Annotated in this window: 23 protein-coding genes; 8 read left to right on the forward strand and 15 right to left on the reverse strand. The window is 53.9% G+C overall.

What is annotated here, in order from left to right; translation table 11 throughout:
- Positions 1-68 precede the first annotated feature (68 nt).
- From IE090_RS01590 to hrpB, 5 genes are all read right to left on the reverse strand, one after another.
- Entirely contained in the window at positions 69-530 is a 462-nt protein-coding gene (locus IE090_RS01590) for an aegerolysin family protein (protein WP_189386589.1), read from the reverse strand.
- Between the two features lie 640 nt (positions 531-1,170).
- Positions 1,171-1,449, reverse strand: a complete 279-nt coding sequence (locus IE090_RS01595; protein ID WP_189386590.1) for a hypothetical protein — start codon at positions 1,447-1,449, stop codon at positions 1,171-1,173.
- A gap of 261 nt (positions 1,450-1,710) precedes the next feature.
- Positions 1,711-2,430, reverse strand: coding sequence for a DUF4339 domain-containing protein (locus IE090_RS01600; RefSeq protein ID WP_189386591.1), 720 nt, complete (start codon positions 2,428-2,430; stop codon positions 1,711-1,713).
- A 113-nt stretch (positions 2,431-2,543) separates the two neighbouring features.
- Complete coding sequence (locus IE090_RS01605) at positions 2,544-3,083, reverse strand: NYN domain-containing protein (RefSeq protein ID WP_189386592.1); 540 nt, start codon at positions 3,081-3,083, stop codon at positions 2,544-2,546.
- Positions 3,084-3,903: 820 nt separating this feature from the next.
- Positions 3,904-6,348 (reverse strand): ATP-dependent helicase HrpB, encoded by a 2,445-nt coding sequence (hrpB, locus tag IE090_RS01610; RefSeq protein WP_189386593.1) that lies wholly within the window; start codon positions 6,346-6,348, stop codon positions 3,904-3,906.
- A gap of 103 nt (positions 6,349-6,451) precedes the next feature.
- Between hrpB and IE090_RS01615 the strand changes: the two genes are divergently transcribed.
- Positions 6,452-6,634: a tRNA (uracil-5-)-methyltransferase gene (locus IE090_RS01615; RefSeq protein ID WP_189386594.1), complete on the forward strand. Its 183-nt coding sequence runs from the start codon at positions 6,452-6,454 to the stop codon at positions 6,632-6,634.
- 30 nt (positions 6,635-6,664) lie between these two features.
- On the opposite strand, the gene IE090_RS01620 is transcribed toward IE090_RS01615, so the two are convergent.
- Together IE090_RS01620 and IE090_RS01625 are read right to left on the reverse strand one after the other, a co-directional pair.
- Positions 6,665-8,851 carry an EAL domain-containing protein gene (locus IE090_RS01620; protein ID WP_189386595.1) on the reverse strand — a complete coding sequence of 729 codons (2,187 nt, stop codon included), beginning with the start codon at positions 8,849-8,851 and terminating at the stop codon, positions 6,665-6,667.
- A 99-nt stretch (positions 8,852-8,950) separates the two neighbouring features.
- Entirely contained in the window at positions 8,951-10,369 is a 1,419-nt protein-coding gene (locus tag IE090_RS01625; RefSeq protein WP_189386596.1) for a 3-oxoacyl-ACP reductase, read from the reverse strand.
- Positions 10,370-10,647: 278 nt separating this feature from the next.
- Between IE090_RS01625 and IE090_RS01630 the strand changes: the two genes are divergently transcribed.
- Complete coding sequence (locus tag IE090_RS01630; RefSeq protein WP_189386597.1) at positions 10,648-11,946, forward strand: acetyl-CoA C-acetyltransferase; 1,299 nt, start codon at positions 10,648-10,650, stop codon at positions 11,944-11,946.
- Positions 11,947-12,031: 85 nt separating this feature from the next.
- Here the strand turns inward: IE090_RS01630 and sufT are convergent, their stop codons facing one another.
- The 6 genes from sufT to sufB form a co-directional block, all read right to left on the reverse strand.
- Complete coding sequence (sufT, locus tag IE090_RS01635; RefSeq protein WP_229815323.1) at positions 12,032-12,559, reverse strand: putative Fe-S cluster assembly protein SufT; 528 nt, start codon at positions 12,557-12,559, stop codon at positions 12,032-12,034.
- Between the two features lie 48 nt (positions 12,560-12,607).
- Positions 12,608-12,982: a HesB/IscA family protein gene (locus IE090_RS01640; protein WP_189386598.1), complete on the reverse strand. Its 375-nt coding sequence runs from the start codon at positions 12,980-12,982 to the stop codon at positions 12,608-12,610.
- A 19-nt stretch (positions 12,983-13,001) separates the two neighbouring features.
- Positions 13,002-14,219, reverse strand: coding sequence for an aminotransferase class V-fold PLP-dependent enzyme (locus IE090_RS01645; RefSeq protein WP_189386599.1), 1,218 nt, complete (start codon positions 14,217-14,219; stop codon positions 13,002-13,004).
- Between the two features lie 11 nt (positions 14,220-14,230).
- Positions 14,231-15,541 carry a Fe-S cluster assembly protein SufD gene (sufD, locus tag IE090_RS01650; protein WP_189386600.1) on the reverse strand — a complete coding sequence of 437 codons (1,311 nt, stop codon included), beginning with the start codon at positions 15,539-15,541 and terminating at the stop codon, positions 14,231-14,233.
- 12 nt (positions 15,542-15,553) lie between these two features.
- Positions 15,554-16,309: a Fe-S cluster assembly ATPase SufC gene (gene sufC / locus IE090_RS01655; RefSeq protein WP_189386601.1), complete on the reverse strand. Its 756-nt coding sequence runs from the start codon at positions 16,307-16,309 to the stop codon at positions 15,554-15,556.
- 87 nt (positions 16,310-16,396) lie between these two features.
- Positions 16,397-17,890, reverse strand: coding sequence for a Fe-S cluster assembly protein SufB (gene sufB, locus IE090_RS01660; protein ID WP_229815324.1), 1,494 nt, complete (start codon positions 17,888-17,890; stop codon positions 16,397-16,399).
- A 206-nt stretch (positions 17,891-18,096) separates the two neighbouring features.
- Here sufB and IE090_RS01665 point away from each other — a divergent pair, with 206 nt between their 5' ends.
- The 5 genes from IE090_RS01665 (at position 18,097) to IE090_RS01685 (ending at position 22,523) form a co-directional block, all read left to right on the forward strand.
- Positions 18,097-18,564, forward strand: coding sequence for an SUF system Fe-S cluster assembly regulator (locus IE090_RS01665; RefSeq protein ID WP_189386602.1), 468 nt, complete (start codon positions 18,097-18,099; stop codon positions 18,562-18,564).
- A gap of 113 nt (positions 18,565-18,677) precedes the next feature.
- Positions 18,678-20,024 carry a TonB family protein gene (locus IE090_RS01670; protein WP_189386603.1) on the forward strand — a complete coding sequence of 449 codons (1,347 nt, stop codon included), beginning with the start codon at positions 18,678-18,680 and terminating at the stop codon, positions 20,022-20,024.
- A 265-nt stretch (positions 20,025-20,289) separates the two neighbouring features.
- Positions 20,290-20,895: a hypothetical protein gene (locus IE090_RS01675; RefSeq protein ID WP_229815333.1), complete on the forward strand. Its 606-nt coding sequence runs from the start codon at positions 20,290-20,292 to the stop codon at positions 20,893-20,895.
- Between the two features lie 33 nt (positions 20,896-20,928).
- Positions 20,929-21,720, forward strand: coding sequence for a tRNA cyclic N6-threonylcarbamoyladenosine(37) synthase TcdA (tcdA, locus tag IE090_RS01680; protein ID WP_189386605.1), 792 nt, complete (start codon positions 20,929-20,931; stop codon positions 21,718-21,720).
- A gap of 119 nt (positions 21,721-21,839) precedes the next feature.
- A complete protein-coding gene (locus IE090_RS01685; protein WP_189386606.1) occupies positions 21,840-22,523 on the forward strand; it encodes a hypothetical protein in 684 nt (227 codons plus the stop codon).
- 8 nt (positions 22,524-22,531) lie between these two features.
- Here IE090_RS01685 and IE090_RS01690 read toward each other — a convergent pair whose 3' ends face one another.
- Together IE090_RS01690 and IE090_RS01695 are read right to left on the reverse strand one after the other, a co-directional pair.
- Complete coding sequence (locus tag IE090_RS01690; protein WP_189386607.1) at positions 22,532-23,566, reverse strand: nucleoid-associated protein; 1,035 nt, start codon at positions 23,564-23,566, stop codon at positions 22,532-22,534.
- A 1-nt stretch (position 23,567) separates the two neighbouring features.
- Positions 23,568-24,110 carry an adenine phosphoribosyltransferase gene (locus IE090_RS01695; protein WP_189386608.1) on the reverse strand — a complete coding sequence of 181 codons (543 nt, stop codon included), beginning with the start codon at positions 24,108-24,110 and terminating at the stop codon, positions 23,568-23,570.
- A gap of 157 nt (positions 24,111-24,267) precedes the next feature.
- On the opposite strand from IE090_RS01695, the gene IE090_RS01700 reads away from it, so the two are divergent.
- The gene (locus IE090_RS01700; RefSeq protein WP_189386609.1) at positions 24,268-25,560 is read left to right on the forward strand and encodes an NCS2 family permease; all 1,293 of its coding nucleotides are present in this window, start codon (positions 24,268-24,270) and stop codon (positions 25,558-25,560) included.
- The last annotated feature ends 4 nt before the right edge of the window (positions 25,561-25,564 follow it).

The raw sequence follows: 25,564 nt of genomic DNA on the forward strand, positions 1-25,564 counted from the left end.
AGCGTCCACAGTAGCAGAAATGCGCTTGCAGAAGTAGAAGCCCCGCAGCGCTGGCTGCGGGGCAGAGCCTAGGAGGCCTTGGACTGCTGTTTAGCGATTTGTTTGCCGGTCACTGTTAAGGTGACTTTTTGGTGATGACCGCTGGGATGGCTGGGCTCCAGTGTGCCCTGGCCGAGGAACTCGTAGGCATCGTCTTCAGTGTGGTCAAACTCGGCTAAATAGTAGCTGGGGCCTTTGTCATAAGGGTGATCAAAGCGGCATCGCATGACCGTATTGATAGGCTTGATATCGTCCAAGACATAGTATTCCACCCACCCCTCTGGGCCAATCATGGCCCCCGAGCGATTACAGACGGTAAAGGTAACGGAACCTTGGGCGGGTATTCGCTCTGGGAAAAAATGATGGCCTTCTTCGTCCGAGTGAGGATTAGGTTTGCCGTCAAATTTACCGTGCTTATCCTTGGCACTTTTGAACGCCCAATCAAAATTGGTATGGTTGACGAGGGTGATTACTGCACTTCTTGCACTCATAGCGACCTCCTAGTCTAGAGCCTCTAACTCTGTTGGTATCCATCTAGGATCATCAGCGGCTCTCTACATGGTTTAAAAATTCAACACTGGCAAGCACAGCGCTTTGATGCCAGTACCCCTCTCGCTTTTGATGAGGTGCTTTAGGAATAGAGGGTAGATGTTCGTTTGTCGCCAAAACTGTGTGACCTTGGGTAACTTATAGCGATTGGTTAAATCTGAGTTTTGTTTTGATGACGTTCGGTAATGAGCAAAAGGATGGCGGGTCAAGAGGAAAGCTGCCACGCTCAGATTTCGAGGGGCAGGGATGGATGTCGGGCTCTTTCGTTCTCTGGTTTGTGCATCTGTATGTGCAGTCCAACCAGCTTTTGCAGTTTTTTCGGCTTACAGTTTACCAACCCGCACGACCCTATGCCCTCCTTGAGGGATCTTATCCCTCACGCCGGGCGGGCGAACTCCCTGCTTTGCGCTGCACAGGCCGTGATTCCTGAGTTACCAATGCTGTGGTCGCCGCACCGCCAACAGCCTGCATCCCGGCAGGATGTTGGCTGGTGCTGCCATCCGGGCAGCCCCTGCGGGCACAGCCATTGCCAACTCAGGCGGCCTGCTAAGGCGCGGAAAACCTAGGCGCGAGACCGATAGTTTAGCGACTTGGTCTAGGAAGTCGGGTGGGTGTCTGCTTTGTGCTGTCAGACTCATTTGATAGTGGTGCGCCCACCTCTTCACTCAACTCTGATATAACGTCTTCACTGCCAGCTAATTTTGTTACTTCTTGTCCAAATTTTTCAGCTTTACTTTTAGTGCTGACCACACCACTTAGCAATACTACACTTGCTACTACAGTAGATATATTTTTAAGAGCTAACTCTTTAGAGGCCGATCTATCTTTAGTCGCACTCATAAACTCTTTCAAATTTTTCATCTACTCCTCCGATTGCTTTGATGAACGATAGAATGCTTTGAATATATGTGTAAAAGAATCCACTATCATATCTACAATCTTTTCCTTATCTTCGTCAGATAAATTATTCCACAAGCTCAAAAGCCATCTAAAAAAATAAGAATTTTAACAAACATAATTCATCCTTTTTGTGTTCTCACAGATAGGCATAACGCCCGCAACAGCAGAAGTTTAGGAGCGCAAGCGAGTAAATTTTCCGACTGCTTGCGCTTGTTAGGCGATTTACTGGTTTGGTATTTGAACGTAGATCATATCATCGTCTTGCTCTTCAATAGTGATCATTAACTCGTTGCCATTATCCAAGGTCGCAGTTGCTTTATAGAAACCTGCTGTTACTTCCTTATCAATGGTGACATCCATACATTTAGCCGAACCGTAAAGCTGTTGTTTGATAATATCTGTGACTATTGGGCAAGCAGCTTCCTCAATCGCAGCCTCTGCTCCTCCAATATCAAGCATGATTGATAGAATGAACGCTGCAACCCAAGCACCAAAGTAGTGTTTTTTATGGTTAAGCAAGGTTGCTCGCTTCCATATATATACTGGCACAATAAATACTGACCAATGCTCTGGTGCAGCATGACCTGCCGCTTTCAATTTTTTCTCGTCAAGAATACAGAGCGCAATATTTGCAATTATTGATGGGAGAAATAGAACAGTTCCTACGATCAAATCAATGAACACCCCAATGATTGGAACTGTTACCAATATCCACATAAATTTATTGTCGATATCTTCTCCTGCCAAAGGAGGAGGTGTGGTGCTTTCACGCGCACCAAAAAACTCCGATAGCAAAGTTTCGCTGGCATGAACCCAGTCACCTTCACCTGGCCAAACTTTAGTCGATGGAGTTACTTTCCCATCGCTAATAGCGCCCTTCATTTCATCTATTGTTAATGGGCCCACTTGAGCCCCACCTTCAACGTAGTGCCATGTTGTCATTTTTAGCTCTCCATGCCCTTTTGATTGGTAGGATCAGGCGTAGGGCAAAACCGCCTAACGCCGCCAGCAGGCGCGCCGCATTTTGGCGTCGCACTGCCTGGTCTTGTTAACACTTACTTTTGCAGATAACTAAGCCACTGGTTTAATGAGATGAATTTGTTAGCTGCCTGCTTCAACTCATAAGCCGCGTGATCCCAAAAGACGACCACGACTCTATACCCTTCGGATTTTAGATCTTCGATGACTGGCACGTAGTCTTTATCTCCGGCGACTAATACTATTTCGGAGTCGTCTTTATTTACTTTGGTATATGCATCCTTGGTAATGGCGTGAGCGATGGCAACATCAACTTTCTTTTCCTTACCTGCTGCATTACGGTCGTATGTAACAACTTCAAAACCTTTGCTCTCTACCATGGCCCAGAAACTGTCCGATGGTGGTGGCGACCCCCAAAGTTTAGCGCATCCTACTTGGCGGTCATCCTCGCCGCAGAGATACTCATAAAGTTTGCCGTAGTCGAGTTTGTAGTTGAAGTTAAATACTCGCCGATCAATAGCATCATTTAAATCGGCGGCCATCCCTTCTTCAACGGCTGAAACCCGTTGAGCCTCAATGAATACATTTGAATTATCTACGTATGTGTACGAAAGCATCCTTTTTCCTATGTGATAGTGGTTTGGGTTTGAGTGTTAACAGTTTAATAATGTACGTGCCTGTTTTTCCAGCTAGAACCATTCGAGCTATCTCTGCCAACCTATTGATTGGCAACTGAATGCCTTCCTTTCTTTCACACTTCCTCCTGAACAAAGTCCTTGCCCTCCATCCACGCCTCAAAGCCTAGGCGCGCACATACGAACCGATTGATTGTTTTGTCACTTAAGCTACCATCCTGTGAAAATACAGGCAAGCCGACTGGTAGTGTGCGTCGCTGTTTGTCGCTTTTAAACACAAATAAGGCATCGTCTTTATTCTCTGAGGGCGGTGTTGCGCCAAGGTTTTCCGCGCCTTAGCAGGCCGCCTGAGTTGGCAATGGCTGTGCCCGCAGGGGCTGCTCAGTCAACATCCTGCCGGGATGCAGGCTGTTGGCGTTGCGGCGACCACAGCATTGGCAGCTCAGGATTCACGGCCTGTGCAGCGCAAGGCAGGGAGCTCGCCCGCCCGGCGTGAGGGATAACCTCAAGGAGGGCATAGGATTTAGCGGAAAAGCAGATACTGGGTCAGAGCTTAAGCTCTGACCCCAGCGACTGATGCAAATGCCTTGCAGAAACTGCTTTGATGGGCGCTTTTCGTCGCTCGTTCGGCGTGAGGGATAAAGGGCATAGGGCTTGGCGGAAAAGAATGGCATTCGCAGAACACCCACTCCAGTCACACAACTTACCCCTGAGTCCTGCTGGCCAAGCAAAGCAAGACGCTGGCCGTGCAATCGCCGTGCGCTTGATGGTCTTTAACCTTTACGTTTAACTGCTTTTTCGGTTACTGCGGCTTGCGTTTGATGCTGTGGCGCTGCGGCTCGGCGGTGGCTGGGTCTTCCGGCCAATAATGCTTGGGGTAGCGGCCACGCATGTCTTTGCGTACCTCGCTGTAGCTGCCGTGCCAAAAGCCGGGCAAATCGGCGGTAATTTGTATCGGCCGCTGTGCCGGTGACAGCAACTCAATGCTGAGCGGTTGTCGTTGCTGGCCGATGCAGGGGTGCTGTTGGCAGCCCAAAAACTCTTGTAAGCGGGCGCTCACTCTGGGTGGGTGCTGGCCATAATCAATGCTGAGTGCATTGCCCGCTGGGCTTTGCCATTTCTCCGGTAGCTGCTGCTCTAATGTTTGTTGTTGCTGCCAGTCCAGTTGTTGCAATAGCAACTGATGCAGGTTGAGTTGCTGCAGCTGGCGCTGATGACGAAAGCTTGCCACATGGGGCAGTAGCCATTGCTGGCGGCGTTTGAGCAGTGCTTCATCATCACACTCAGGCCAGTTTTCGCCCTGATCTTGTCTCATTCGTTGCATGCGCTGCTGCAACTGCCGCGCGCGCGGGTCCCAGGGCAAATCGCCAAGGCCGCGGCTGGCAAAAAAGCTGTCCCAGGCGTTGTGCCATTGCTCGTCGCTGAGTTTTTGTAAGCGCTGCTGCTGCAGTACTAAAGCACCGAGGCAAGTTTTCTCCAGCGCTTGCAGTTGCCCTTGCTCATTCCAGTCAATATCAATGCGGCTATGGGGCTTGAGCCCTGGCTGTTGTTGCAACCAGGCGGCGCCAGGTAAAGCCATGGCCAGCTCAATGCGCGCCGTTTGTTGGCCTCCTAGCTGCACGGGCAGCAGCCAATCGTGCTGCTGCAGATGTGAATCTGGCCCGAGCTCGGCACCACTGCCATTGGCCATCAATACCCCCAGCCCTTGGCTGCGGCGTTTGGCGATGCGATCGGGAAAGGTGAGGCACAGCAGCGCTGCCAGATCGAGGGGCTCGGTGTCAGTGTGCTCGGTGTTCTGGATAGCGGCCAATGTTTGCTGCCAGCGCTTGGCAAGGGGGGCAATGCGTTTGCGCCATAACGGTTGCTGGCGGGCATACAGCAGCTCACGCTCTAGGTCGTCACTGCGGCGTTGCTTCATTGGCCACTGCTGTAAATAGGCAGCCAGTTCACAGGCCAGTTGGGCGCTGCCATGCTGGGCTGCGATCACTAAGGCATGACTCCAGCGCGGCTCTAACCCCAGTTGTGCGCAGCGCTGGCCGTGAGCTGTTAGCTGGCCGCCGTCATTGCAAATATCCAGTTGCTGCAATAGTGCCATGCCTTGCTTGAGCAGCGCTGGCGGTGGTGCGCTCAGCCACAAAAGCTCATCGGCATGGGCGCCCCATCGCAGCAATTCCAATTGCAAGGCGGCCAAATCTGAACGGCTGATTTCTGCTTCACGCTCGCCAGGCCGTGTGTGGTGCTGGCTTTGCGCCCATAAACGGTAGGCTTGCCCAGCGCGTTGACGGCCAGCGCGGCCACTGCGCTGATCGGCTGAGGCTTGAGCAATCGGGCGAGTTTGCAAGGTTTGTGAGCCGCGTGCTGGCTGAAACACCGCCACCCGCTCCAGGCCGCTGTCGATGACGGTGTCGACACCGTCAATGGTGAGTGAGCTTTCAGCAATATTGGTGGCAACGATGACCTTGCGCTTAGGCTGTGGTTGCAGCGCTTGCTGCTGCTCGGCGTCACTTAATTGGCCATGCAAGGGCAGCAAAATAACACGGTCGTCTTGCCAGGCGTCGATTACGGCTTGAATGGCACCAACGCCGGGCATAAACATCAGCACGTCGCCGCTGTTGTCGCGCAGTGCCTCGCGCAAAACACGTAAGCTGTGCTGGTGCAGGTTTTCTTGCCCTTGGGGCGGGCGGTAATGCACCGTGACTGGGTGACTGCGCCCAGGTGCATGCAGGCAAGGGGCGTTCAACTGCTGGCTAAGGGCGTCGGCATCCAGGGTGGCGGACATGATCAGCAGGCGCAAATCGTCACGCAACAGCTGTTGGCATTGATGGCTGAGCGCCAGTGCCAAATCGGCGTGCAAATGGCGCTCGTGAAACTCGTCAAAAATAATCAGGCCAACGTCGGCCAGCTCGGGGTCGCTTTGCAAGCGCTGGGTCAGCAGCCCTTCGGTGATGACTTCAAGGCGCGTATTGGGGCCGACTTTGCGCTCTAAGCGAATGTGATAGCCCACGGTGTCACCGACCGCTTCGCCCAGTTGGCGGGCCATAAAGGTGGCGGCATTGCGCGCCGCCATGCGCCGTGGCTCCAGCATCAAGATGCGCTTGCCCGCCAGCCACGCTTGCTGCAGCAGTGCCAAAGGCAAGCGTGTGGTTTTGCCAGCACCGGGTTCGGCGGTCAAAATTAAGCTGTGGTGTTGTTCAAGCTGCTGGCTGATGTCATCCAGCAACAGATCAATGGGGAGTGAGTTCGCCATACTGAGCTTGCGTGCATCGTTTTTTGGTGGCGCGCATAGTAGCATGGTCATCATACTGTTGCGGCGGTGGAGTTGCGGCGGTGTCAGAGTGTTAAGGTGGTGTATGTCAGATTCGAATGTCGTACCTCTGCAAAAACGTCGCCCAGCGTTGCAGCAGGAAAAAGAGCATCAGCGCAAGGAGAAAAAGGTCGCCGAAATGCGTCAGCGCTTTGCTAAAGCGTTACCGGATAAACCGACGCCGGTAAAAGACTATTTAAAGAAAAAGCGGGCGAAAAAGCAGCGCTAGAGCGGCAAAACGGCTTCGCGACTCAGGACGCTAGATGATTTGCTGCAAGTATTTTTCAATGGCATCGGCTGGCATGGGTTGGCTGATTAAATAGCCTTGAATGGTATCGCAGCCTTGCTGCGCTAATAGCTGGCGCTCATGCTCAGTTTCTATGCCCTCTGCCGTGACTTCCATGCCCAGCGCGTGGCCTAAATTAATCATGGTGCTGACTAAGGCTTGTTTGCGATCGTCTTGCAAAATTTGCTGAATAAAACTGCGATCAATTTTTAGTTTTTGCACGGGAAACGCTGCTAAATAAGACAGCGATGAGTAGCCGGTGCCAAAATCATCAATGGCAATGCTGATGCCCAAATCTTGCAGCTGCTGTAAAAACGCTTGTGTGTTTTGCTTGCTCTCAATCAATAGGCTTTCGGTAATTTCAATAATTAACGCCTGTGGTGGCAGCTGGTAGTGCTGATATTGCGCTCCGATGCGCGCCGCCAATTGATCGTCATACAGCTCGGCTGAAGATAAGTTCACGGCGATGGGAACGGCGCAGTTCAGGTCGACCAAGCGCTGATATTGCTGCATGGCTTGCTCGCGTACCCAATGGCCAATGCTGCGAATCAAGCCGGTTTTTTCCGCCAGCGGAATAAATTTATCTGGGCTGACCAGCCCTAGGCGCGGATTGTTCCAGCGCAATAGGGCTTCGAGCTGGCAGACTTGGCCTGAGCGTACATCCACCAAGGGCTGATAAAACAATGCCAATTGCTGCTTTTCTAGGGCGGTGTGCAGCTCTTGGTGCAAGCTGGCCTGCTCGCGTGCTGACTCTTCCATATGGCTGTCGAATAAGCAGTAACCGTTGCGGCCCAGGGCCTTGGCACCGTACACCGCTTGATCGGCGGCTTTCATTAAGCGCTCAATGGTGTCGCCGTGCTCTGGGTAAATCGCTAAGCCAATGCTGGCGGTGACGCGTTGCTGATGAATGTGGCGCAAACGACAAGGTTGATGCACGGTGCTGACGACCTGATTGGCCATCTCTAACCAGTCTCCGTGGCAAATGATGGCAAACTCATCGCCGCCTAAGCGCGCGAGCACATCGCTAGGCCCCAAGCATTGGCGAATGCGGCTACCGGTTTTCATCAGCAGCTCATCACCGGCTTCGTGGCCCAGTTGGTCGTTAATTTCTTTAAAGTAATCTAAGTCCAGCAACAGCAAGGCAAACGCTTGCTGCTGGCGGCGAGCGCGCTCCATGCTGTCGCTGAGGTGCTGATAAAACAAATTGCGGTTGGGCAGGTCAGTGAGTACGTCGTAGTTGGCTAAATAGTGAATGGTTTCTTGCGAGCGCTTGTTCTCAGACACATCGGTAAGCAAAACCAAGCTGTATTGCAGCTCGTCGTGTTCATTGTGCACCGCCGACACACGCACCTCGGCGGTATAGCTCTCGGTGTTGCGACGACGACACAATAACTCGCCATGCCAACCTTCGCGCCCTGCTTGTTGCACCAGCGCAGCAAAGCTAGCTGGGTTTAGCTCCGGCGCTATCAGCTCTGGGCTCTCACCCACTAATTGTTGGCGTTGATAGCCAGTGGCATAACACAGAGATGGGTTGGCATCGACAATGCGCTGGTGGCGGTCGGTGACCATTAAACCGACGGGTAAGTGCTGAGTGAGTGTTTGTGCCAGACGAGAGCGCTTGTTGATTTGGCTGTGCTCAATGGCTGCGCGGGTCAGGGCTGATAAATTGGCCAGAGTTTGCAGATGTTGTGTTTTGGGGCTTTGTGGCTGGCGGTGGTAAATAGCGAAGGTAGCGATGACTTGCTGCTGCTGGTTTAAGATCGGCTGCGACCAACAGCTGCGCAAGTTTGCCTGCAAGGCGATGGCTTTGTAGTCATGCCAGAAGGGGTGGCTGGCGATGTCTTCGACAATGGTAATGCGCCCAGTCGCCGCGGCATTGCCACAACTACCAACGCCCGTGCCGATGGCGACGCCATCAATCGCCTCGTTGTAGCTCTGCGGCAAGCTGGGCGCAGCGCCGTGACGCAAAAACTGGCCATCTTCACTGAGCAATAAAATAGAGGCCAAGGCATCGGGCAGTTGCTCTTCTAGTAGTTCGGCGATGGCCGTCAGAATGGTGGCCAGCGGTTGACCAGAGACGATTTGCTCCAGCAACTGAGTGTAATGATTAAATGTGTTACCGCTGGGCGCGGCCGTCGATGGCGATATAACGTTCGGCATAAAGGCGGCTCATACAATGCCGCCTAAGTATAGGATGAATGACAGTCCCTTGTCTTATGGTCTTATCCTAGCCTTGGCTAGGCGTTGCTCAGGCCCTGCTTAAGCCCCCACCAGCGATTGGCCGCACACCCGCACCACATTGCCATTAATGCCGCCGGCCGCTGGGTTGGCAAAAAAGGCGATGGTTTCCGCCACGTCGATGGGTTTACCGCCCTGCGACAACGAGTTTAAACGTCGGCCGACCTCGCGCGTCATAAAGGGAATGGCGTCGGTCATGGCGGTTTCGATAAAGCCTGGGGCAACGGCGTTGATGGTGATGTCTTTTTTCGCCAGCTCGTCGGCCATGTATTCGACATAACCGATGACGCCGGCTTTTGACGCCGCGTAGTTGGTTTGGCCCACTTGGCCGGCGATGCCGTTCATGGAAGAAACGCAAATAATGCGGCCGCCCTTATTCAGCGTGCCGTGTTCAAACAGCGCTTGGTTAATGCGCTCTTCCGCCGCCAAGTTGATCTCGATGGTCATTTGCCACCAGTGCTCTGGCATATTGGCCAAGGTTTTGTCGCGCGTCACCCCAGCGTTGTGCACCACGATGTCGGCACCGCCATGCTCTTTAAGCGCCTCAGATATGGTGTGGGGCGCTTCGGCAGAGCTGATATCCGCAACGACATAAGCACCGCCCAGTTCGGCCATGACGCGACGTAAGTCGTCTTCTGCCGGAGCAATGTCGAGGCCCACCACTTTGGCGCCATCACGGCTTAGTGTGCGGGCAATGGCTTCACCGATGCCGCGCGACGCGCCGGTCACTAAGGCGACTTTGCCGGCCAGCGGTTGGTGCCAGTCAGGGTAGGCTTGGGCTTTGGCCTTACGCACCCGAATGACTTGGCCATCGACGTAGGCAGATTTAGCCGACAGCAAAAAGCGCAGCGCTGGGTCCATGTTCGCTTCCGCATCTGTGGCAACATAGAGGGTCTGGCTGGTGGCGCTTTTTTTGCCAATTTCTTTGGCTAGGCTGCGTGAAAAACCTTCCAATGCACGCATGGCCGCCGCTTGCTCGCCACTGCTGGCATTTTCTGGCGGACGGCCCAGCAGCACGATGCGGCCGTTGTTGTTGAGGCGGCGCATAACTGGGTTGAAAAAGTAATACAGTTGATGCAAATCTTCGGCGTGCTGAAAACCTGAGGCGTCAAACAGCAGAGCATCAAATTTATCGCGCATGTCTTTGCTGCATTCAATGCCGGTAATTTGTACGCCGACTTTTTCAGCGGCGCTGACCAAGGTTGAGGCTGTGCGCGCTGCTGCTGGGAAAAATACCTGAGCATCGCTGTCTTTGAGGTTGCGCAGCGTGTCTTCAAGTAAGGCCGCATCTTGGCTGGCACCTATCAGTACTTTGCCGCTAAAAAATGTGGCTTGCTCGCGGCGGTAGCGCTTTAGTTCAACTGGGGTCGGCAGGCCAACCGTTTTTAATAGGTTGCGGCCCAGCTGGTTGTTCAACATGGTTTCGTAAAAATTGCTCATGGTAGTGTCCCGTGATGTGAAATGGGCAAAGCCAATGCGACCTGCGCACAGTAAACAAGCAGACGCTGCGATAGTCCTCAGATTACAGCAGTTACGCTGCAGACTGAAATTGACAGCCTCAGGTCGGGCTACCGTCAGCTCAGCCAATGCAGACGCACATCGCCGCTTTACACTGGCCTGATTGCAGTGGGTATCGGGCCTATGGGTATCGAGCCTGCCATTGTCAGCAGCGTCGCCATGGCGTTGATTTATTGATTTAACCTTGTCAGGACCTTGCTATGACTCAGACTGTGCGCCGCGTGGCCATCATTGGTGGTAATCGCATTCCTTTTGCTCGCTCTAATACCGCCTATTCACACGCTTCAAATCAGGACATGCTGACCGCCTCACTCAATGGTTTGGTTAATCGCTACCACCTGCAAGGTGAGCGCATCGGTGAATTTATTGCTGGCGCTGTCATTAAGCACAGTCGCGATTTTAACTTGGCGCGCGAATCGATACTGAGCACCAGTCTCGACCCACAAACCCCAGGCGTGGACATTCAGCAAGCCTGCGGCACGGGCCTGCAAGCCATTATGATGGCGGCCAACAAAATTGCTTTGGGGCAAATCGACAGTGCCATTGCTGGCGGCTCAGACACCACCAGTGATGCGCCCATCGGTGTGAGTGAGGGGCTGCGCAAAATTCTGCTGGAAATAAACCGCACCAAAAGCAACGCCGGCAAACTTAAACTGCTGACTAAGATTCGCCCCAAGCATTTGATGCCGCTGGTGCCGCGCAACGGTGAGCCACGCACCGGCCTGTCTATGGGGGAGCATACCGAGCTGACGGTAAAAGAATGGGGCATTGGTCGTGAAGAGCAGGATCAAATTGCCTTTAATAGCCATGAAAATCTTTTGGCAGCCTACGAGCGCGGTTTCTTTAACGACCTGGTCACACCTTTTATGGGCTTGGAGCGCGATAACTTGGCACGCAAACCAGATATGGAAAAGCTGGCCAGTTTAAAGCCCGCGTTTGATAAAAAGTCAGGCAAGGGCACACTCACCGCAGGCAACTCATCGGCGTTGACGGACGGAGCTTCGGTGGTGCTGCTGGCATCAGAGGATTGGGCCAAGGCGCACGATCTGCCAGTCAAAGCCTATTTAACCTTTTATGAAACCGCGGCAGTCGACTTTTTTGGCAAAGATGGCAGCAAAAACAAAGAGGGTTTATTGCTGGCGCCAGCCTACGCTGTGCCACGCATGCTTAAGCGTGCCAACCTGTCGTTGCAGGATTTTGACTTTTATGAAATTCACGAAGCCTTTGCTGGGGTGGTGGCATCGACATTAAAAAGCTGGGAAGACGAAACGTTTTGCCAGCAGCGTTTGGGGTTAGAGGCGCCGCTCGGCAGCATTGATCGCAGCAAGCTTAATGTGAATGGCTCCTCCATTGCCACCGGCCATCCGTTTGCCGCCACCGGCGGGCGCATCGTTGCAACATTGGCCAAAATGCTGGAAGAAAAAGGCTCAGGCCGTGGTTTGATTTCAATTTGCGCCGCTGGCGGGCAGGGTGCAGTGGCGATTTTAGAGCGTCCGTAAATAAAAAACACGCAGATAAAAAAGCCGCCCTCGTCTGAGAGCGGCTTTTTTATAGGTGGTTTTTTATAGATGTTGCTATGTGCCGTTAGAAAAATAACCCGGCTTCCAGCTGGGCTTCTTCGGTCATCATGTCTTTGTGCCACGGCGGATCAAACACCAGTTCAACCTCAACGTGCTCAACATTGGGCACCTTGGCGACGCGGTATTTTACATCGGACACCAACACCGGGCCCATGCCGCACGTGGGAGCGGTCAGTGTCATGCGAATATTGACTTGCTGACCGTCGATGTCGATGCCGTAAATCAACCCCAAATCGAGCAGATTGATCGGAATTTCCGGGTCAAAAATGGTACGAAGTGCTTGGCGAACTTGATCTTCATGCACCTTGCCATCGGCGCGCTGCTCAAATTCGATGGCTTCCGTTTCTAGCCCTAAAGCAGCGGCATCGGTACCGTCTACGCGCACCATATTACCGTTCAAGGTGACGGTGTAGTTACCGCCCAGTGCCTGGTTAATGGTGACAAATGAGCCGGCCGGAATGGTGGTTGGTACGCCGGACGGCACAGCCCGAGCTGGGCAGTCCTGTTGGGCAACGACCATGCGTTTTTCCACGTGATGCTCCTACGCGCTATCGATTAGCAAAGATGAATTGGGGCGCTATTAAACCGAAAACGACTCGCCACAACCACACAAATCTTTGGCATTGGGGTTGTTGAACTTGATGGTGCTGTTCAACCCTTCTTTGCTGAAGTCGATCTCAGTGCCTTGCACAAATTGTGCAGCGTCCGCGGCAACAAATAAGGTCAAATCATCCGCTACCTGAATGCTCAGGTCACCTTCTTGGGGCTGATCAACAAACTCGATGTCGTATTTAAAGCCCGAGCAGCCGCTTTTTTTAACACCTAAGCGCACGCCTTGTTTATCGGCTTGCTTGGCCAGTTGTTTGCGCACATGGTTGATTGCAGCCTCAGTCATGCTGACCTGAGTATTATCTGGCTGGGCTTGCGTGCTGGGGTCAAAGGTTTCGATGCTCATATCTGTATCCTTATGGCGATTACAGCAAAAACAATTTAGCTTTTTCTAACCCAGTGAACAAAGCATCGACCTCATCCAAGGTGTTGTAAAAGCTAAACGAGGCGCGCACGGAGCCGGGTACACCAAACTGCTCCATGATGGGCATGGCACAGTGGTGGCCAGTGCGTACGGCAATGCCTTGCTGGTCTAGCAAAGTGCCAACATCAGCGGGGTGGGCGCCGTTTAATACAAAACCAAAAATACTGGCTTTATGCTCGGCATCGCCAATTAAGCGCAGCTCTGGCATATCACTCGCGCGCTCGCGCAAACGCGCCAATAAAGCGTACTCGTGCTGCAGCAAGGCGTCACGATCTAATTGATTGAGATAGCGAATGGCGGCTGCAAGGCCAATCGCACCGGCAATATTCGGCGTACCAGATTCGAACTTAAATGGCAGGCCGTTGAATCGAGTGCTGCTAAAGCTGACATGCTCGATCATTTCACCGCCGGTCTGATAAGGCGGCATGGCTTCTAACAAGGCTTGCTTGCCGTATAAAACCCCGATGCCGGTTGGGCCAAATAATTTGTGGCCAGAAAAAGCAAAAAAGTCGGCATCCAGTGCTCGCACATCGATGTCCCAGTGGGCGACCGATTGTGCGCCATCGATCAGCACCTTAGCGCCAACGGCGTGGGCTTTGGCGATGATGTCTTCGATGGGGTTAATGGTGCCCAAAGCGTTAGAGACGTGCACCACACCGACCAGTTTTACTTTGTCCGTTAACAGCTCATCGAACGCCGGCATATCCAGCTCGCCGCGCTCGGTTACTGGTATAACTTTTAGCTCAGCACCGCTGCGCTCACACAGCATTTGCCAAGGCACGATATTGGCGTGGTGCTCCATGGCAGAAATCAGAATTTGATCGCCTGCTTGTAGTTGTGCGCCAAAGCTGTGCGCCACCAAGTTGATGGCTTCGGTGGTGCCGCGCGTCCAAATGATTTCTTTAGTGCTGCCAGCATTAAGAAAATCACGCACGGTTTCGCGTGCTTGCTCAAAAGCTTGGGTAGCGCGATCGCTCAGCGTGTGAGCGCCGCGATGCACGTTGGAGTTGTCTTGGGCGTAAAACTGGCTGATGGCATCGATCACCGCCTGCGGTTTATGCGTCGTCGCACCGTTATCCAAATACACCAATGGCTTGCCATTAACCTGCTGTGCCAGTGCGGGGAAATCGGCCCGCAGCGTGTGAATCAGGTCGCTCATATAACGCTCCGTTAAAGCAGGTGACGGCTGAGTTGAAAATCACGACCAAAGCGACGCGCCAAAATCGGGCGTAAATACTGCACTAGGGCGTCGTGTGGTTGTGCTTCTAACAGCTCATTAATAAAGCCAAAGCTCAGCATGACTTCGGCCTCGTCACGGCTGATGCCGCGGCTTTGCAAATAAAACAGGGCCTTTTCTTCTAGCTGGGCAACGGTGGCACCGTGCGCACATTTAACGTCGTCGGCATAAATCTCAAGCTCAGGCTTGGTGTTGATTTCTGCCTTATTGGTGAGCAGCAAGTTTTTATTGCTCAGCTCTGCCAGCGTTTTTTGTGCTTGCGGATGAATATGGATGCGGCCATTAAACACCGCCTTGGCGCTGTCGTTCATGATGCCGCGAAAAACTTCATTGGACGTGCAATGAGCCACCGCGTGCTCAATGCAACTGTGAAAGTCCACCAGCTGCTGATTTTGCGGCACGTACACGCCGTGCATTTCACAATGTGAGCCGCCTTCGGTGTGGTTTACCACCAGATCATTACGGCTTAAGCGGCTACCGAGACTGACATGAAACGATTGATAGCGCGCGTCGCGGCCCAAGTCGGTATGCACGGCGCCCACATGCAATGCGTCTTCCTGCATCAGTTGCAAGCGATAATGTTGCAACTGTGCATTAGCGCCCAAGCGAATTTCAGTGACCGCATTGGTGAAGCTATTTTGCGCATCGGTGGCGGAATCGTAGTGTTCTACCAAGGTGGCTTCGGCACCGCTTTCCAGCACTACCAGCAAACGCGCATTGACACTAAATGCTTGCGCTTGTGGGGTGGTTAGCCAGGTTACTTGCAGCGGCTGTTGCAAGCGCTGGTTTTTACCAACATGAATTAATACGCCGTCGTTGGTTGCGGCGCTGTTTAATTCGTTGAGCCAGTGACGCTGACTGCCGCGCATGACGTCATCTAGGTGTTGGCGAATCAGCTGCTGCTGTTGCTCATCGGCTTGGCTAAAGAGGGTGACCTGAGCCAACGCTTCGTGGCTGGATAATTCCTGCGATAAGCGACCGTTGACAAACACCAAGCGGTGGCTGCCCAAAGCCGGAATGGTGGCGTACTCATCCAAACCTGCTGCGCTGAAGGTTTGCGCCGCTTGCGCGTAGACGCCTTCGGTCAACGCGCGTACTGGGGTGTATTTCCACAGCTCAGTTTTACGCGTAGGAACACTGGCGTTGGCAAATACATCGCGACTACCGTCGGTGGCTTGTTGCAGCCAGGCTGACCGCTCTAACGCGTCGACATGCTGCAATTGTTGCTGAATAAATTCACTCATCATCGCGCCCCTTTACTCAGCTGTAGCGGCGTCTTCGAGCCAGCCGTAGCCTTTTTCTTCCAGCTCCAGAGCCAGTTCTTTGCCGCCCGATTTAACAATTTTGCCATTGGCCAATACATGCACATAGTCAGGCACGATGTAGTCCAGCAGGCGCTGATAGTGGGTCACCACAATAAAACTGCGATTGGCATCGCGCATGGCATTAACGCCTTCAGCCACCACTTGCAGCGCGTCGATGTCGAGGCCAGAGTCGGTTTCATCCAAAATGCACAGGCTGGGCTCTAGCAGCATCATTTGCATCAATTCGTTGCGCTTTTTCTCGCCGCCAGAAAAGCCTTCATTAACGCCACGTTTTAAAAAGCTTTGGTCTAAGTTAACGGCTTTGCACTTTTCGCGTGCCAGCTTTAAAAACTGCACAGAATCCAGAGCTTCTTTGCCTTGCTGTTCGCGCACGGCGTCAACGGAGGCTTTTAAAAACTCCAGGTTTGAAACGCCAGGAATTTCGACTGGGTACTGGAATGCCAAAAACAGGCCTAAACGAGCACGTTCTTCTGGGTCGAGCTCCAAAATGTCGGTGCCGTTTAATGTGGCGCTGCCACCGGTCACTTCGTAGCCTTCGCGGCCGGCCAAAACATTGCCTAGGGTACTTTTACCGGCGCCATTGGGGCCCATGATGGCGTGTACTTCGCCAGCTTTCACCTCAAGGTTTAAGCCTTTGAGAATGGCTTTGTCTTCGACGCTGGCGTGCAGGTTTTGGATGCTGATCATAATTGCCTGTACCTTATAAATACGGGCACCGCCAAGCGGTGCCGGGAGCAAACGGGTTAGCCCTGGGGGCTGTCATAATAAATAGGGTTAGCCGACGGAGCCTTCGAGAGACACTTCCAACAACTTGCCAGCTTCAACAGCAAACTCCATGGGCAGCTCTTTAAAGACTTCTTTACAGAAACCATTCACGATCATGGAGACGGCTTTTTCGGTGTCGATGCCGCGCTGCTGGCATAAGAACAGCTGATCGTCGCTGACGGTAGAGGTGGTGGCTTCGTGCTCAACCACCGCCGATGGGTGCTTGCTTTCGATATACGGGAAGGTATGTGCGGCGCACTGATCGCCGATTAACAGCGAATCACATTGGGTGTAATTGCGCGCACCTTCGGCGTTCGGATTCATGCGCACCAGGCCGCGGTAAGAGTTTTCACTTTTACCGGCTGAAATGCCTTTAGAAATGATGGTCGATTTGGTGTTTTTACCCAAATGAATCATTTTGGTGCCAGTATCGGCCTGCTGGAAATTATTGGTCAAAGCGACGGAGTAAAACTCACCGACGGCATTGTCGCCCTTTAATACACAGCTGGGGTATTTCCAAGTAACCGCTGAGCCGGTTTCGACTTGGGTCCAGCTGACTTTGGCATTGGTGTGGGCAACGGCGCGTTTGGTAACAAAGTTATAAATGCCGCCTTTGCCTTCTTCATCGCCCGGATACCAGTTTTGCACCGTGCTGTATTTGATTTCGGCGCCATCTAAAGCCACTAGCTCCACCACTGCGGCGTGCAGTTGGTTTTCATCGCGCATGGGCGCGGTACAGCCTTCGAGGTAGCTCACGTAAGAGCCTTCATCGGCGACGATGAGCGTGCGCTCAAACTGGCCGGTTTTGGCTTCGTTAATGCGGAAATAGGTCGACAGCTCCATCGGGCAGCGCACGCCTTTGGGGATGTACACAAATGAGCCATCGGAGAATACCGCCGAGTTGAGTGCGGCATAAAAATTATCGCGCTGCGGCACGACGGTGCCGAGATACTTTTGGATCAGCTCTGGGTATTCGTGTACCGCTTCAGAAATGGGCATAAAAATAACGCCCGCTTCGGCTAATTTTTCGCGGAATGTAGTCGCGACGGAAACCGAGTCAAATACGGCATCGACGGCGACCCCAGCGAGGGCCATTTGCTCGTGCAGCGGAATCCCCAGTTTTTCATAGGTGCGCAGCAGTTCTGGGTCGACTTCATCCAGACTTTTGGGCTTATCGGCCATGCTTTTCGGCGCGGAGTAGTAGGACAGTGCTTGAAAATCAGGCTTTTCGTAGGTGACGTGCGCCCACTCAGGTTCTTGCATTTCTTGCCAGGCGCGAAATGCTTTTAAACGCCACTCGGTTAGCCACTCAGGTTCGCCTTTTTTGGCCGAGATAAAACGAACGACGTCTTCATCCAAACCCGGTGCAAGGGTGTCGGATTCGACTTCGGTGACAAAGCCGGCCTGATATTCTTTGCCGATGCGACGACCGATTTCAGCGTCTTTGCCTTCCAGCACGACGGTTTCTGTCGTGGCGGCTTGGGTTTCAATCTGGCTGCTCATAGCGATCTCTCTCAGTGGCACCTGGGTGCCTCAGGTTGTACAGCATGTGGAATCACGGGTCTTGCGACCAATTCCGAGTATTTTACTCAGGTATTGGAAAGATTACCACACTGGTATGCTTTATCTGGCGCGCATGCTATCAAAATGGTTGAAACTTGACCAATCGAGAGCATTTCTCATTAAATGCGGCGTGGGGGGAATGGCTTATGCTGAAAATTGGCAAACTGACGGACTACGGCATTTTAGTATTGGATGCGTTGGCTCAGGTGGGAGCGGTGAAGCAATCCACGGAAGAGTTGGCGACGGCAACGGGGCTAACAGTGTCCACATTGCGCAAAGTAATGAAGACCTTGGTAGACGCCGGTTTGGTGATCGCTCGCCGCGGTGCTCACGGTGGCTATAAGCTGGCGCGCTCACCTCAGCAGATTCGGATTTTGGATGTGGTCGAAGCCTTTGAAGGCCCAGTGGCGCTGACGGAATGCAGCCAATCGGCCTCCGATTGTGAGATCCAATCCAGCTGCTCGCTGGTCAGTGGCTGGATGGGGGTGAATGAGCTGCTCATGCAGATTCTATCACGCGTTACCCTAGAAGACGTGCGCCAGCAGACCCTGTCCCAGCACTTGCCATCAACGCTGCTCGATGCTAATCAGCGTATCCGCCTGATTAACTTGTGACGCCGGTGTGCGTTTTTTGAGCGAGGTCAGGCATACTGGGATCAAGCTGGCGCTGCAGATGATGGGCGCCAAGTGACTCCACGACAACAAGAAGTAAGAGAGGAAGAAGAGTCATGCAGCAGTTACGATGGTGCGGGCTATTGACGATGTTTTATGCCTGCATGGTCAGTGCATTACCGCCCATTCAGGGCACCGCCGTCTATCAACGCCTAAATACGGATATGTTTCGCGCCACTGTTTACAGTGAGGCGCCGGAGTGGCGCACTTGGATGGAGCCGAATGCGCGTTTGGTGCTGGAAATGAGGGTGGTCTCTGATTCGATGTCAGCGCGGCGTTTTTACCGCATTTGGAACGAAGCGCTGGCGATCAATCTCAACGATGAGCAGCTGCGCCGCTCTGCTGAGCCGATTGGCCGTTTTTTGCGTTGCGTCAAAGGTACGTTACAGCCAGGTGATGTGATGCAAATCAGCAACTTGGAAGGTCGCAGTCAGGTCACCATCAATGACGTTGAGGTGCTTGATTGGCCACAGCCAGAGTTGGTGCCCTTGCTGGCTAACGCTTGGGCAGGCTCAGTACCGTATTCGCCGGCGTTTCAGCGCCAGTTGTTCAGTCTTGATGACAGAGCCAGTGCGTTGGCGGCGGTGGAAGCAATTCAGCCGGCACCGGGCAGAAAGCAGGTGATTCGCGAATGGATGACACCAGAGCCCAAACCCTCACCAGAGCCGGTCGCCCTTGCCCAAGCTCAACCACAGCCTAAACCGCAACCCAAGCCGCAACCCAGCCTTCAAGCGCAAGCTCAGACAGAAGCCAAGCCGGCATCTAACCAGCCTCAAGCAGAGCCTCAGCGCGATGCTAAAGTCCAGTCGCAAACTCCTAAGCAAAGCCAACCTGAAACTGCCAACGTTGCCTCGCAATCAGAGCCAAAGGATGGCGGGTCGACCGCACCTGCTGCTGCACCTGTGTTGGCAACCGTTGCGTCGCCAGAAACAGCGGCGGTAGAGTCGGCTACAGAGTCCATTGGCAAGAGTGCTGGCCGTCCTGAGGCGGACGCGGATGGGCAAAATTTGTCACCCCAGGCAGTCGCAGCTGAGGATTCGGCTACGATTGCGACGGATGCGGCTGAGCCCGTAGTCAGCGAGCCTGAAATCGACTGGGCGGCTTTGCAAATGGCCGAAATCGAGTATTACCGCACCCTGATTGCGCAAGCCACCAAGGCTGTTCGCTATCCTAAGCGCGCCTTGATGCGCGGCTATGAAGGCGAGGTTCGGGTGCTGGTCAAGCTCGATGCCAGTGGGGAAGTCAAAGAAGTCACCACCAGTTCTAGCTCGCGCGTTTCTGTGTTGGATCGTGCCGCTGAAGAAGCCGTGGTAGCCGCGGCGCCATATCCACCTGCTCCCCAGTTGTTGGATGAAAATATGCTGGAGTTTGAACTGCCGTTTCGCTTTGCGTTGACGGATTAGCCGCGTTGCCCGAGTGGAGGTCTCGGGCAAGCTTTCCTGTCGCGATTGGTTGTCTTTGACGGTTGTTTTTTGATCGCCAGTGACAAAAATCGTCACCTTTTTCCAAATTTGCTAACGCCATCACGATTTAATTGTCGGTATGGCGTAGTGCGTCGTTGCTGAGCGCCGCGATAAGCGCTGTAATAGACACATAAGCAATTGGTACCAAAAAGTGGCAGTCATTGACCTGGTTGTTAGCCGCTTTGGATGGTGTGGAGGAATGGCTATGTTCCGTCGACTGTTAGCGCTTATGTTAGGGACGACAATGGCCTTGGCAGCAAATGCTGCAGAATTTGAAGGGATTGGGGTGTTTGAAACCCTGAACAAACCTTGGTTTATAACCGCCTTGTACGCGGACTACGATGCGACACCTGGCGAGCGCCAGCTGCGCATGGAAATCAAGGTGTTGGAAGACAAAATCACCGCGCGCAAATTTCGCCAGCTGTGGCTCGAAGTCATGGCGGTAGGGCAATCGCAAGCCGCTATGAAAAGCTTGCAGCGCGACTTTGATGCCTTTGCCTCGGTCATCCAAGGACCGCTGCGCACGGGCGATCATTTGGTGCTGGAGCAGCGTGGCGACCATGTTGCTGTTAGCTTGAACTACAGTGATCACGCTCAGCTGTCGGCAGAGTTTTTACCGACCTTGGTTAAAACACTGACCGCGCGCATTGCGCCGATTCCAGAGCTGAAGCGCGGCCTTACTGGCAAGTTGTCGGCGCAAGAAAAGCGCGAGCTGCTGAATCAGTTTGACAGCACTGAGCCATCGCTGCGCCGCATCGCTCAGACCTCTCGCTGGCTGCGTCAGAGTGACGTGCAAATCAGCACCCTCTGATATACTGCGCGCTTTTGCATAGACGGATGGCGCGTGACTCCTGAATATCTTGATCGCTTTGGCGGCATTGGCCGCCTTTACGGTGTCGATGGCCTGCAGCGTTTGCAGGCCGCTCATGTCTGCATTATTGGCATTGGCGGCGTGGGCAGTTGGGCTGCTGAGGCCCTGGCGCGCTCTGGCATTGGCCAGCTGACGCTGATGGACCTCGACGATATTTGCGTGACCAACACCAATCGCCAGGTGCACACCCTCACCAGCACCGTTGGCCAGCTCAAAGCAGAAGCATTGGCGCAGCGCTTAGTGGCGATTAATCCGCAATGCCAGGTAGAAACGCTGGCGGAGTTTGTAACGCGCAACAACGTGGCTGAGTTGATTCACACCGGATTCGACTACGTCATCGACTGCATTGACAGCGTAAAAAACAAAGCCGCGCTATTGGCACATTGCAAGCGCCACAAGATTCGCGTGGTCACCACCGGGGCTGCTGGCGGGCAAATCGACCCCACCAAGATCAGCGTTACCGACCTCAATAAAACTCATAATGACCCCTTGGCGCGCAAAACACGCTCGCTGCTGCGCCGCGAGTACGGTTTCTCGCGTAACCCTTCACGTAATTATTCCATTCCCTGTGTGTACTCCACGGAGCAGCTGCGCTACCCGCAGCCAGATGGCAGTGTCTGTCAAACCAAAAGCCTGACCGACAGCACGCGGCTGGATTGTGCTTCCGGCTTTGGTGCCGTCACCATGGTGACCGGCACCTTTGGTTTTGTGGCAGCGGCGCGGGTGGTGGAGCGCTTAGCGATGGGCTCATCGAAAAAAGCCTGATTGCAACAGCGAGTATTGGCCGAGAAGACATTCACTGTGTCCTGGCTGGTCGTTTGCTTGGCGCCGTTTTACCGTTATGTTATTGGCCAAAATAACAACAGTGCTAAGGAAATCAGTGTATGTACCGGGTATTGATGTGGTGGGTGTTGTGTTGTCCGTTGCTGGCGCTGGCGGACGATGCTGAGCTCATGCGTTTGCACGCCATGGCGTATAAGGTGACGGCGGATGCCAGTTTGATTTCCTTACGCCAAGGCGATGCCATGTCACGCCAGCGTCTGGCTCAAACCCTGCAAGCGACGCAAACCCAAGTGGATGCCCTGGCCTCGCAATGGCCGCAGCTGGGCGAGCAGTGGCAGCTCAGTCGCGAGTTTATTGAGGCCAATATTGAACTGGCGGCGGCCAATGGCGATGTGCGCTATCCGGTGAACCTAGATGAGCGCCAGCAGGCGCTCTACCAAGCCATTGAGCAAGCTCGTGAGCAAAATCAGGGAGCTAATGAGCGGGCCGTTCTGCGTGCTTTGATTGCTTTGGAGCAGACCGTGGCTGGCTATTTGTATTTCAATATCAATGTGTTTGGTGGCCTGTCGGCCACCGACAACATCATTGAAACCGCCACGCAGTCGTTTCGCCAAGCCCTGCCAGGTTTGCCAGAGCCTCTGCGCCAACGGGTGGAGCGCAAATGGTCGTTTATCGAAGGCGCGGTGCTGGATTACAACCAGAACAGCGCGGTCTTTATTGTGCGCCGCACCACCGATTCCATTCGCGACATGCTAAGCGAAGCGTTGGTCGCTCAAGAGAACTAGCAGCCTCGCTAGTCTCCTTTTAATTGCTTGCGCAGACTATCGGGCAGCGTTTTGATGGTCAGCGTGTCGCTGGCGGCGTCGTAATGAATCGTTTCATCCAGCAAATGCGCGGCAAAACTGATGCTTAAATCACGGTTCTTGCCGTTGTAGCGCAGGTACTGCTTCAGGGTTTTGCGATCCGGCGTCAGTTGCTCCGGCAGTGCTGGCTTGTCGTCGTTGTTGCTGTGACGCTGGGTAATGTAGTGCGCAAAGTCTTGGCCTGCGGGTTGCTCGGCCTCGACGGTGGCACTGACGAAGTCGGACAGCTCTTTCACGTCTACCTGTTCGCCGCGCATGTCCTGCTCAACGCAGTATTCCACCACCTTGGCTTTATATTCGTGGCTTTTCTCCGCCGGCAGTTGCTGGCTGTAGTCTTCAACTGCTTGCAGAAACTCACGCGTTTCCTCGGCGCTGTCGAGGGTGTCGCAAAAGCCCAGTGCCTCGGCGAAGTGATTTTGCAAGGCGCGGTCAGCGCGACCATAGGTCAGGGTCAGGTAGTTGGGCTGCTGTTGCTGCCAATCGCTGAGGTTAAGCATGATGCCCACACCGGTGCTGGCAAAGTCCAGATAGTGGGTTTCGCTCAGGCTCATGTCAGCGGTCACGCTGACGCTGGTGCGGTGCTGTAAATGAAATAAATACAGACGGTCGCTGTCGGCCAGTTGCTCAACAAAGCAGGCGAAAAAGCCATCGATGGCAAACTCGGTGTTGTCCAAGCTGTTGGCCAGGTGCTGGCAAATGCGTCGGCTGACGGCGGCAAAAGATTGGCGCTCGCCTTGCCAGTCCTTTAATAGCGCCGGGACGTGGGTGATTTCTGGATGAAAGGCGCCATAGCGGCGGCCGCCGCGTTTGGCGAGAATGCCTTTTAGCTCACGCGCGGTGTGCTGACAAAAGCCCGCTAATGGCTCTTGCTCCAGGTTGGCCTCGTCCTCGCTATGAGTGAGCTTGGCACCGGGCTGCTGGGCGTCTTTTTCGATGCGGTGCGTAATAAAGTGGAGTAAAGGCATGTTAGTGACCGTCGAATTCGCACACGGCGTACACATCAAAGCCAGCAGCACGCAATTTGTTGCTGCCGCCTAAATCTGGCAAATCAATGATGGCGCTGACTTCGACCACCTCGGCTTGGAGCTGGCGTACTAACTGGCAGGCCGCCAGCATGGTGCCGCCGGTGGCGATTAAATCGTCCATCACCAATACCCGGTCACCGGCACGGAAGGCGTCAGTGTGCAGCTCGATGGTGGCACTGCCGTACTCTAGGTTGTAATCCTGGGTGACGGTATCGAAGGGCAGTTTGCCTTTTTTGCGCACCGGCACCAGGCTCAAGCCCAGCTCATAGGCCAATGGTGCGCCCAAGATAAAGCCGCGGGCATCAATCGCGGCCACGGCGTTTAGCTCCATGTTCTGATAGCGATGCACGAAGCTGTCGATCAGCTTGCGGAAAATTTCGCGACGTTGCAGCAAGGGCATGATGTCGCGAAACATCACTCCAGGCTCTGGCCAGTTGGGCACGGTACGGATGGCTTCGCGGATTTCCTGGCTGTATGCACTCATAGTGGTCTCATCGTTGCTGTTGCTGTCTGCGCCAAAGTCGGCAATTGTAGCGGCCGTTTGGGTGACGCTCAAAAAGCCAGCCATTATACTGCGCGCCAAATAGAAATCTGCCCGTACGGTCAGCGAGATTTACCCAACCCCTTTATGAGAGCGAAATATGCTGGAAAAACTGTTCCAGCTGTCGGCAGCCGGCAGCAATGTACGTAAAGAACTGGTGGCCGGTGCCACCACCTTCCTGACCATGGCTTACATCATTTTCGTGAACCCGGCGATGCTGGCTGACGCGGGTATGGATTACAACGCTGTGTTTGTGGCCACCTGTGTGGCGGCGGCCATTGGCTGTTTCATTATGGGCTTCTGGGCGAACTTGCCCGTCGCCTTGGCACCAGGCATGGGCTTGAACGCCTTTTTCACTTACGGCGTGGTGCTGGGCATGGGATACACCTGGCAGGCAGCGCTGGGTGCGGTGTTCTTATCGGGTTTGCTGTTCATAGCCTTGAGTCTGTTTAAGGTGCGTGAGTGGATCATCAATGCCATTCCCGCCACCTTGAAAAAAGCCATTGCTGCCGGTATCGGTGCCTTTCTGGCACTGATTGCGCTGAAAAATGCCGGCATCATCGTTGATAACCCAGCCACTTTGGTGGGCCTGGGCGATTTGACTGAGTTGTCGCCGGCGTTGGCGATTTTAGGTTTCTTCTTGATCATTATGTTTGTGCAGCGCAATGTGCCGGGTGCAGTGATGCTGGCCATTATGCTGGTGACCATCGCTGGCCTGGTGGCAGGTGATGTGACCTTTAATGGCATTGCTTCTGCACCGCCTTCGCTGGCTCCCACCTTTATGCAAATGGATCTGGCCACAGCCTTTGACCTGGCCATGATCAGTGTGGTGTTTGCCTTCTTGTTTGTGGACTTGTTTGATACCTCGGGTACCTTGATCGCCGTGACCCAGCGTGCCGGTTTGACCACACCGCAAGGCGAGGTGCCACGCTTGGGCCGTGCTTTGTTGGCGGACAGTACCGCGTCGGTGGCCGGTGCTGCTCTGGGTACGTCGACCACCACCAGTTATATCGAAAGTGCGTCTGGTGTGGCCGCCGGTGGCCGCACGGGTTTGACCGCAGTCACCGTGGGTGTGCTGTTTTTGCTGGCCATTTTCTTTGCACCGCTGGCCGGCATGATTCCCGCCTACGCCACTGCTGGCGCGATCTTCTATGTGTCGGTGCTGATGATGTTCACCCTCAAAGAAGTGGATTGGGATGACCTAACAGAAGCGGCACCGGTCGCCGTGGTGCTGTTGATGACGCCGCTGACCTTCTCCATTGCTCACGGCATTACCTTGGGCTTTATCACCTACGCAGGTGCCAAGCTGCTGGCCGGCAAGCACCGCGATGTCAGCGTTGGCGTGTTTGTGATTGCTGCGCTGTTGTTGCTGAAAGTGATCTTTGTTGACTGATCGC

This window comes from Bacterioplanes sanyensis, assembly GCF_014652515.1.
Taxonomy (GTDB): domain Bacteria; phylum Pseudomonadota; class Gammaproteobacteria; order Pseudomonadales; family Oceanobacteraceae; genus Bacterioplanes; species Bacterioplanes sanyensis.

What these genes read in the sequence shown, in the direction of transcription:
- IE090_RS01590 (WP_189386589.1), bottom strand. Translation starts at nt 530, where the DNA reads ATGAGTGCAAGAAGTGCAGTAATCACCCTCGTCAACCATACCAATTTT.
- IE090_RS01595 (WP_189386590.1), bottom strand. Translation starts at nt 1,449, where the DNA reads ATGAAAAATTTGAAAGAGTTTATGAGTGCGACTAAAGATAGATCGGCC.
- IE090_RS01600 (WP_189386591.1), bottom strand. Translation starts at nt 2,430, where the DNA reads ATGACAACATGGCACTACGTTGAAGGTGGGGCTCAAGTGGGCCCATTA.
- IE090_RS01605 (WP_189386592.1), bottom strand. Translation starts at nt 3,083, where the DNA reads ATGCTTTCGTACACATACGTAGATAATTCAAATGTATTCATTGAGGCT.
- hrpB (WP_189386593.1), bottom strand. Translation starts at nt 6,348, where the DNA reads ATGGCGAACTCACTCCCCATTGATCTGTTGCTGGATGACATCAGCCAG.
- IE090_RS01615 (WP_189386594.1), top strand. Translation starts at nt 6,452, where the DNA reads ATGTCAGATTCGAATGTCGTACCTCTGCAAAAACGTCGCCCAGCGTTG.
- IE090_RS01620 (WP_189386595.1), bottom strand. Translation starts at nt 8,851, where the DNA reads ATGCCGAACGTTATATCGCCATCGACGGCCGCGCCCAGCGGTAACACA.
- IE090_RS01625 (WP_189386596.1), bottom strand. Translation starts at nt 10,369, where the DNA reads ATGAGCAATTTTTACGAAACCATGTTGAACAACCAGCTGGGCCGCAAC.
- IE090_RS01630 (WP_189386597.1), top strand. Translation starts at nt 10,648, where the DNA reads ATGACTCAGACTGTGCGCCGCGTGGCCATCATTGGTGGTAATCGCATT.
- IE090_RS01640 (WP_189386598.1), bottom strand. Translation starts at nt 12,982, where the DNA reads ATGAGCATCGAAACCTTTGACCCCAGCACGCAAGCCCAGCCAGATAAT.
- IE090_RS01645 (WP_189386599.1), bottom strand. Translation starts at nt 14,219, where the DNA reads ATGAGCGACCTGATTCACACGCTGCGGGCCGATTTCCCCGCACTGGCA.
- sufD (WP_189386600.1), bottom strand. Translation starts at nt 15,541, where the DNA reads ATGAGTGAATTTATTCAGCAACAATTGCAGCATGTCGACGCGTTAGAG.
- sufC (WP_189386601.1), bottom strand. Translation starts at nt 16,309, where the DNA reads ATGATCAGCATCCAAAACCTGCACGCCAGCGTCGAAGACAAAGCCATT.
- sufB (WP_229815324.1), bottom strand. Translation starts at nt 17,890, where the DNA reads ATGAGCAGCCAGATTGAAACCCAAGCCGCCACGACAGAAACCGTCGTG.
- IE090_RS01665 (WP_189386602.1), top strand. Translation starts at nt 18,097, where the DNA reads ATGCTGAAAATTGGCAAACTGACGGACTACGGCATTTTAGTATTGGAT.
- IE090_RS01670 (WP_189386603.1), top strand. Translation starts at nt 18,678, where the DNA reads ATGCAGCAGTTACGATGGTGCGGGCTATTGACGATGTTTTATGCCTGC.
- IE090_RS01675 (WP_229815333.1), top strand. Translation starts at nt 20,290, where the DNA reads ATGTTCCGTCGACTGTTAGCGCTTATGTTAGGGACGACAATGGCCTTG.
- IE090_RS01685 (WP_189386606.1), top strand. Translation starts at nt 21,840, where the DNA reads ATGTACCGGGTATTGATGTGGTGGGTGTTGTGTTGTCCGTTGCTGGCG.
- IE090_RS01690 (WP_189386607.1), bottom strand. Translation starts at nt 23,566, where the DNA reads ATGCCTTTACTCCACTTTATTACGCACCGCATCGAAAAAGACGCCCAG.
- IE090_RS01695 (WP_189386608.1), bottom strand. Translation starts at nt 24,110, where the DNA reads ATGAGTGCATACAGCCAGGAAATCCGCGAAGCCATCCGTACCGTGCCC.
- IE090_RS01700 (WP_189386609.1), top strand. Translation starts at nt 24,268, where the DNA reads ATGCTGGAAAAACTGTTCCAGCTGTCGGCAGCCGGCAGCAATGTACGT.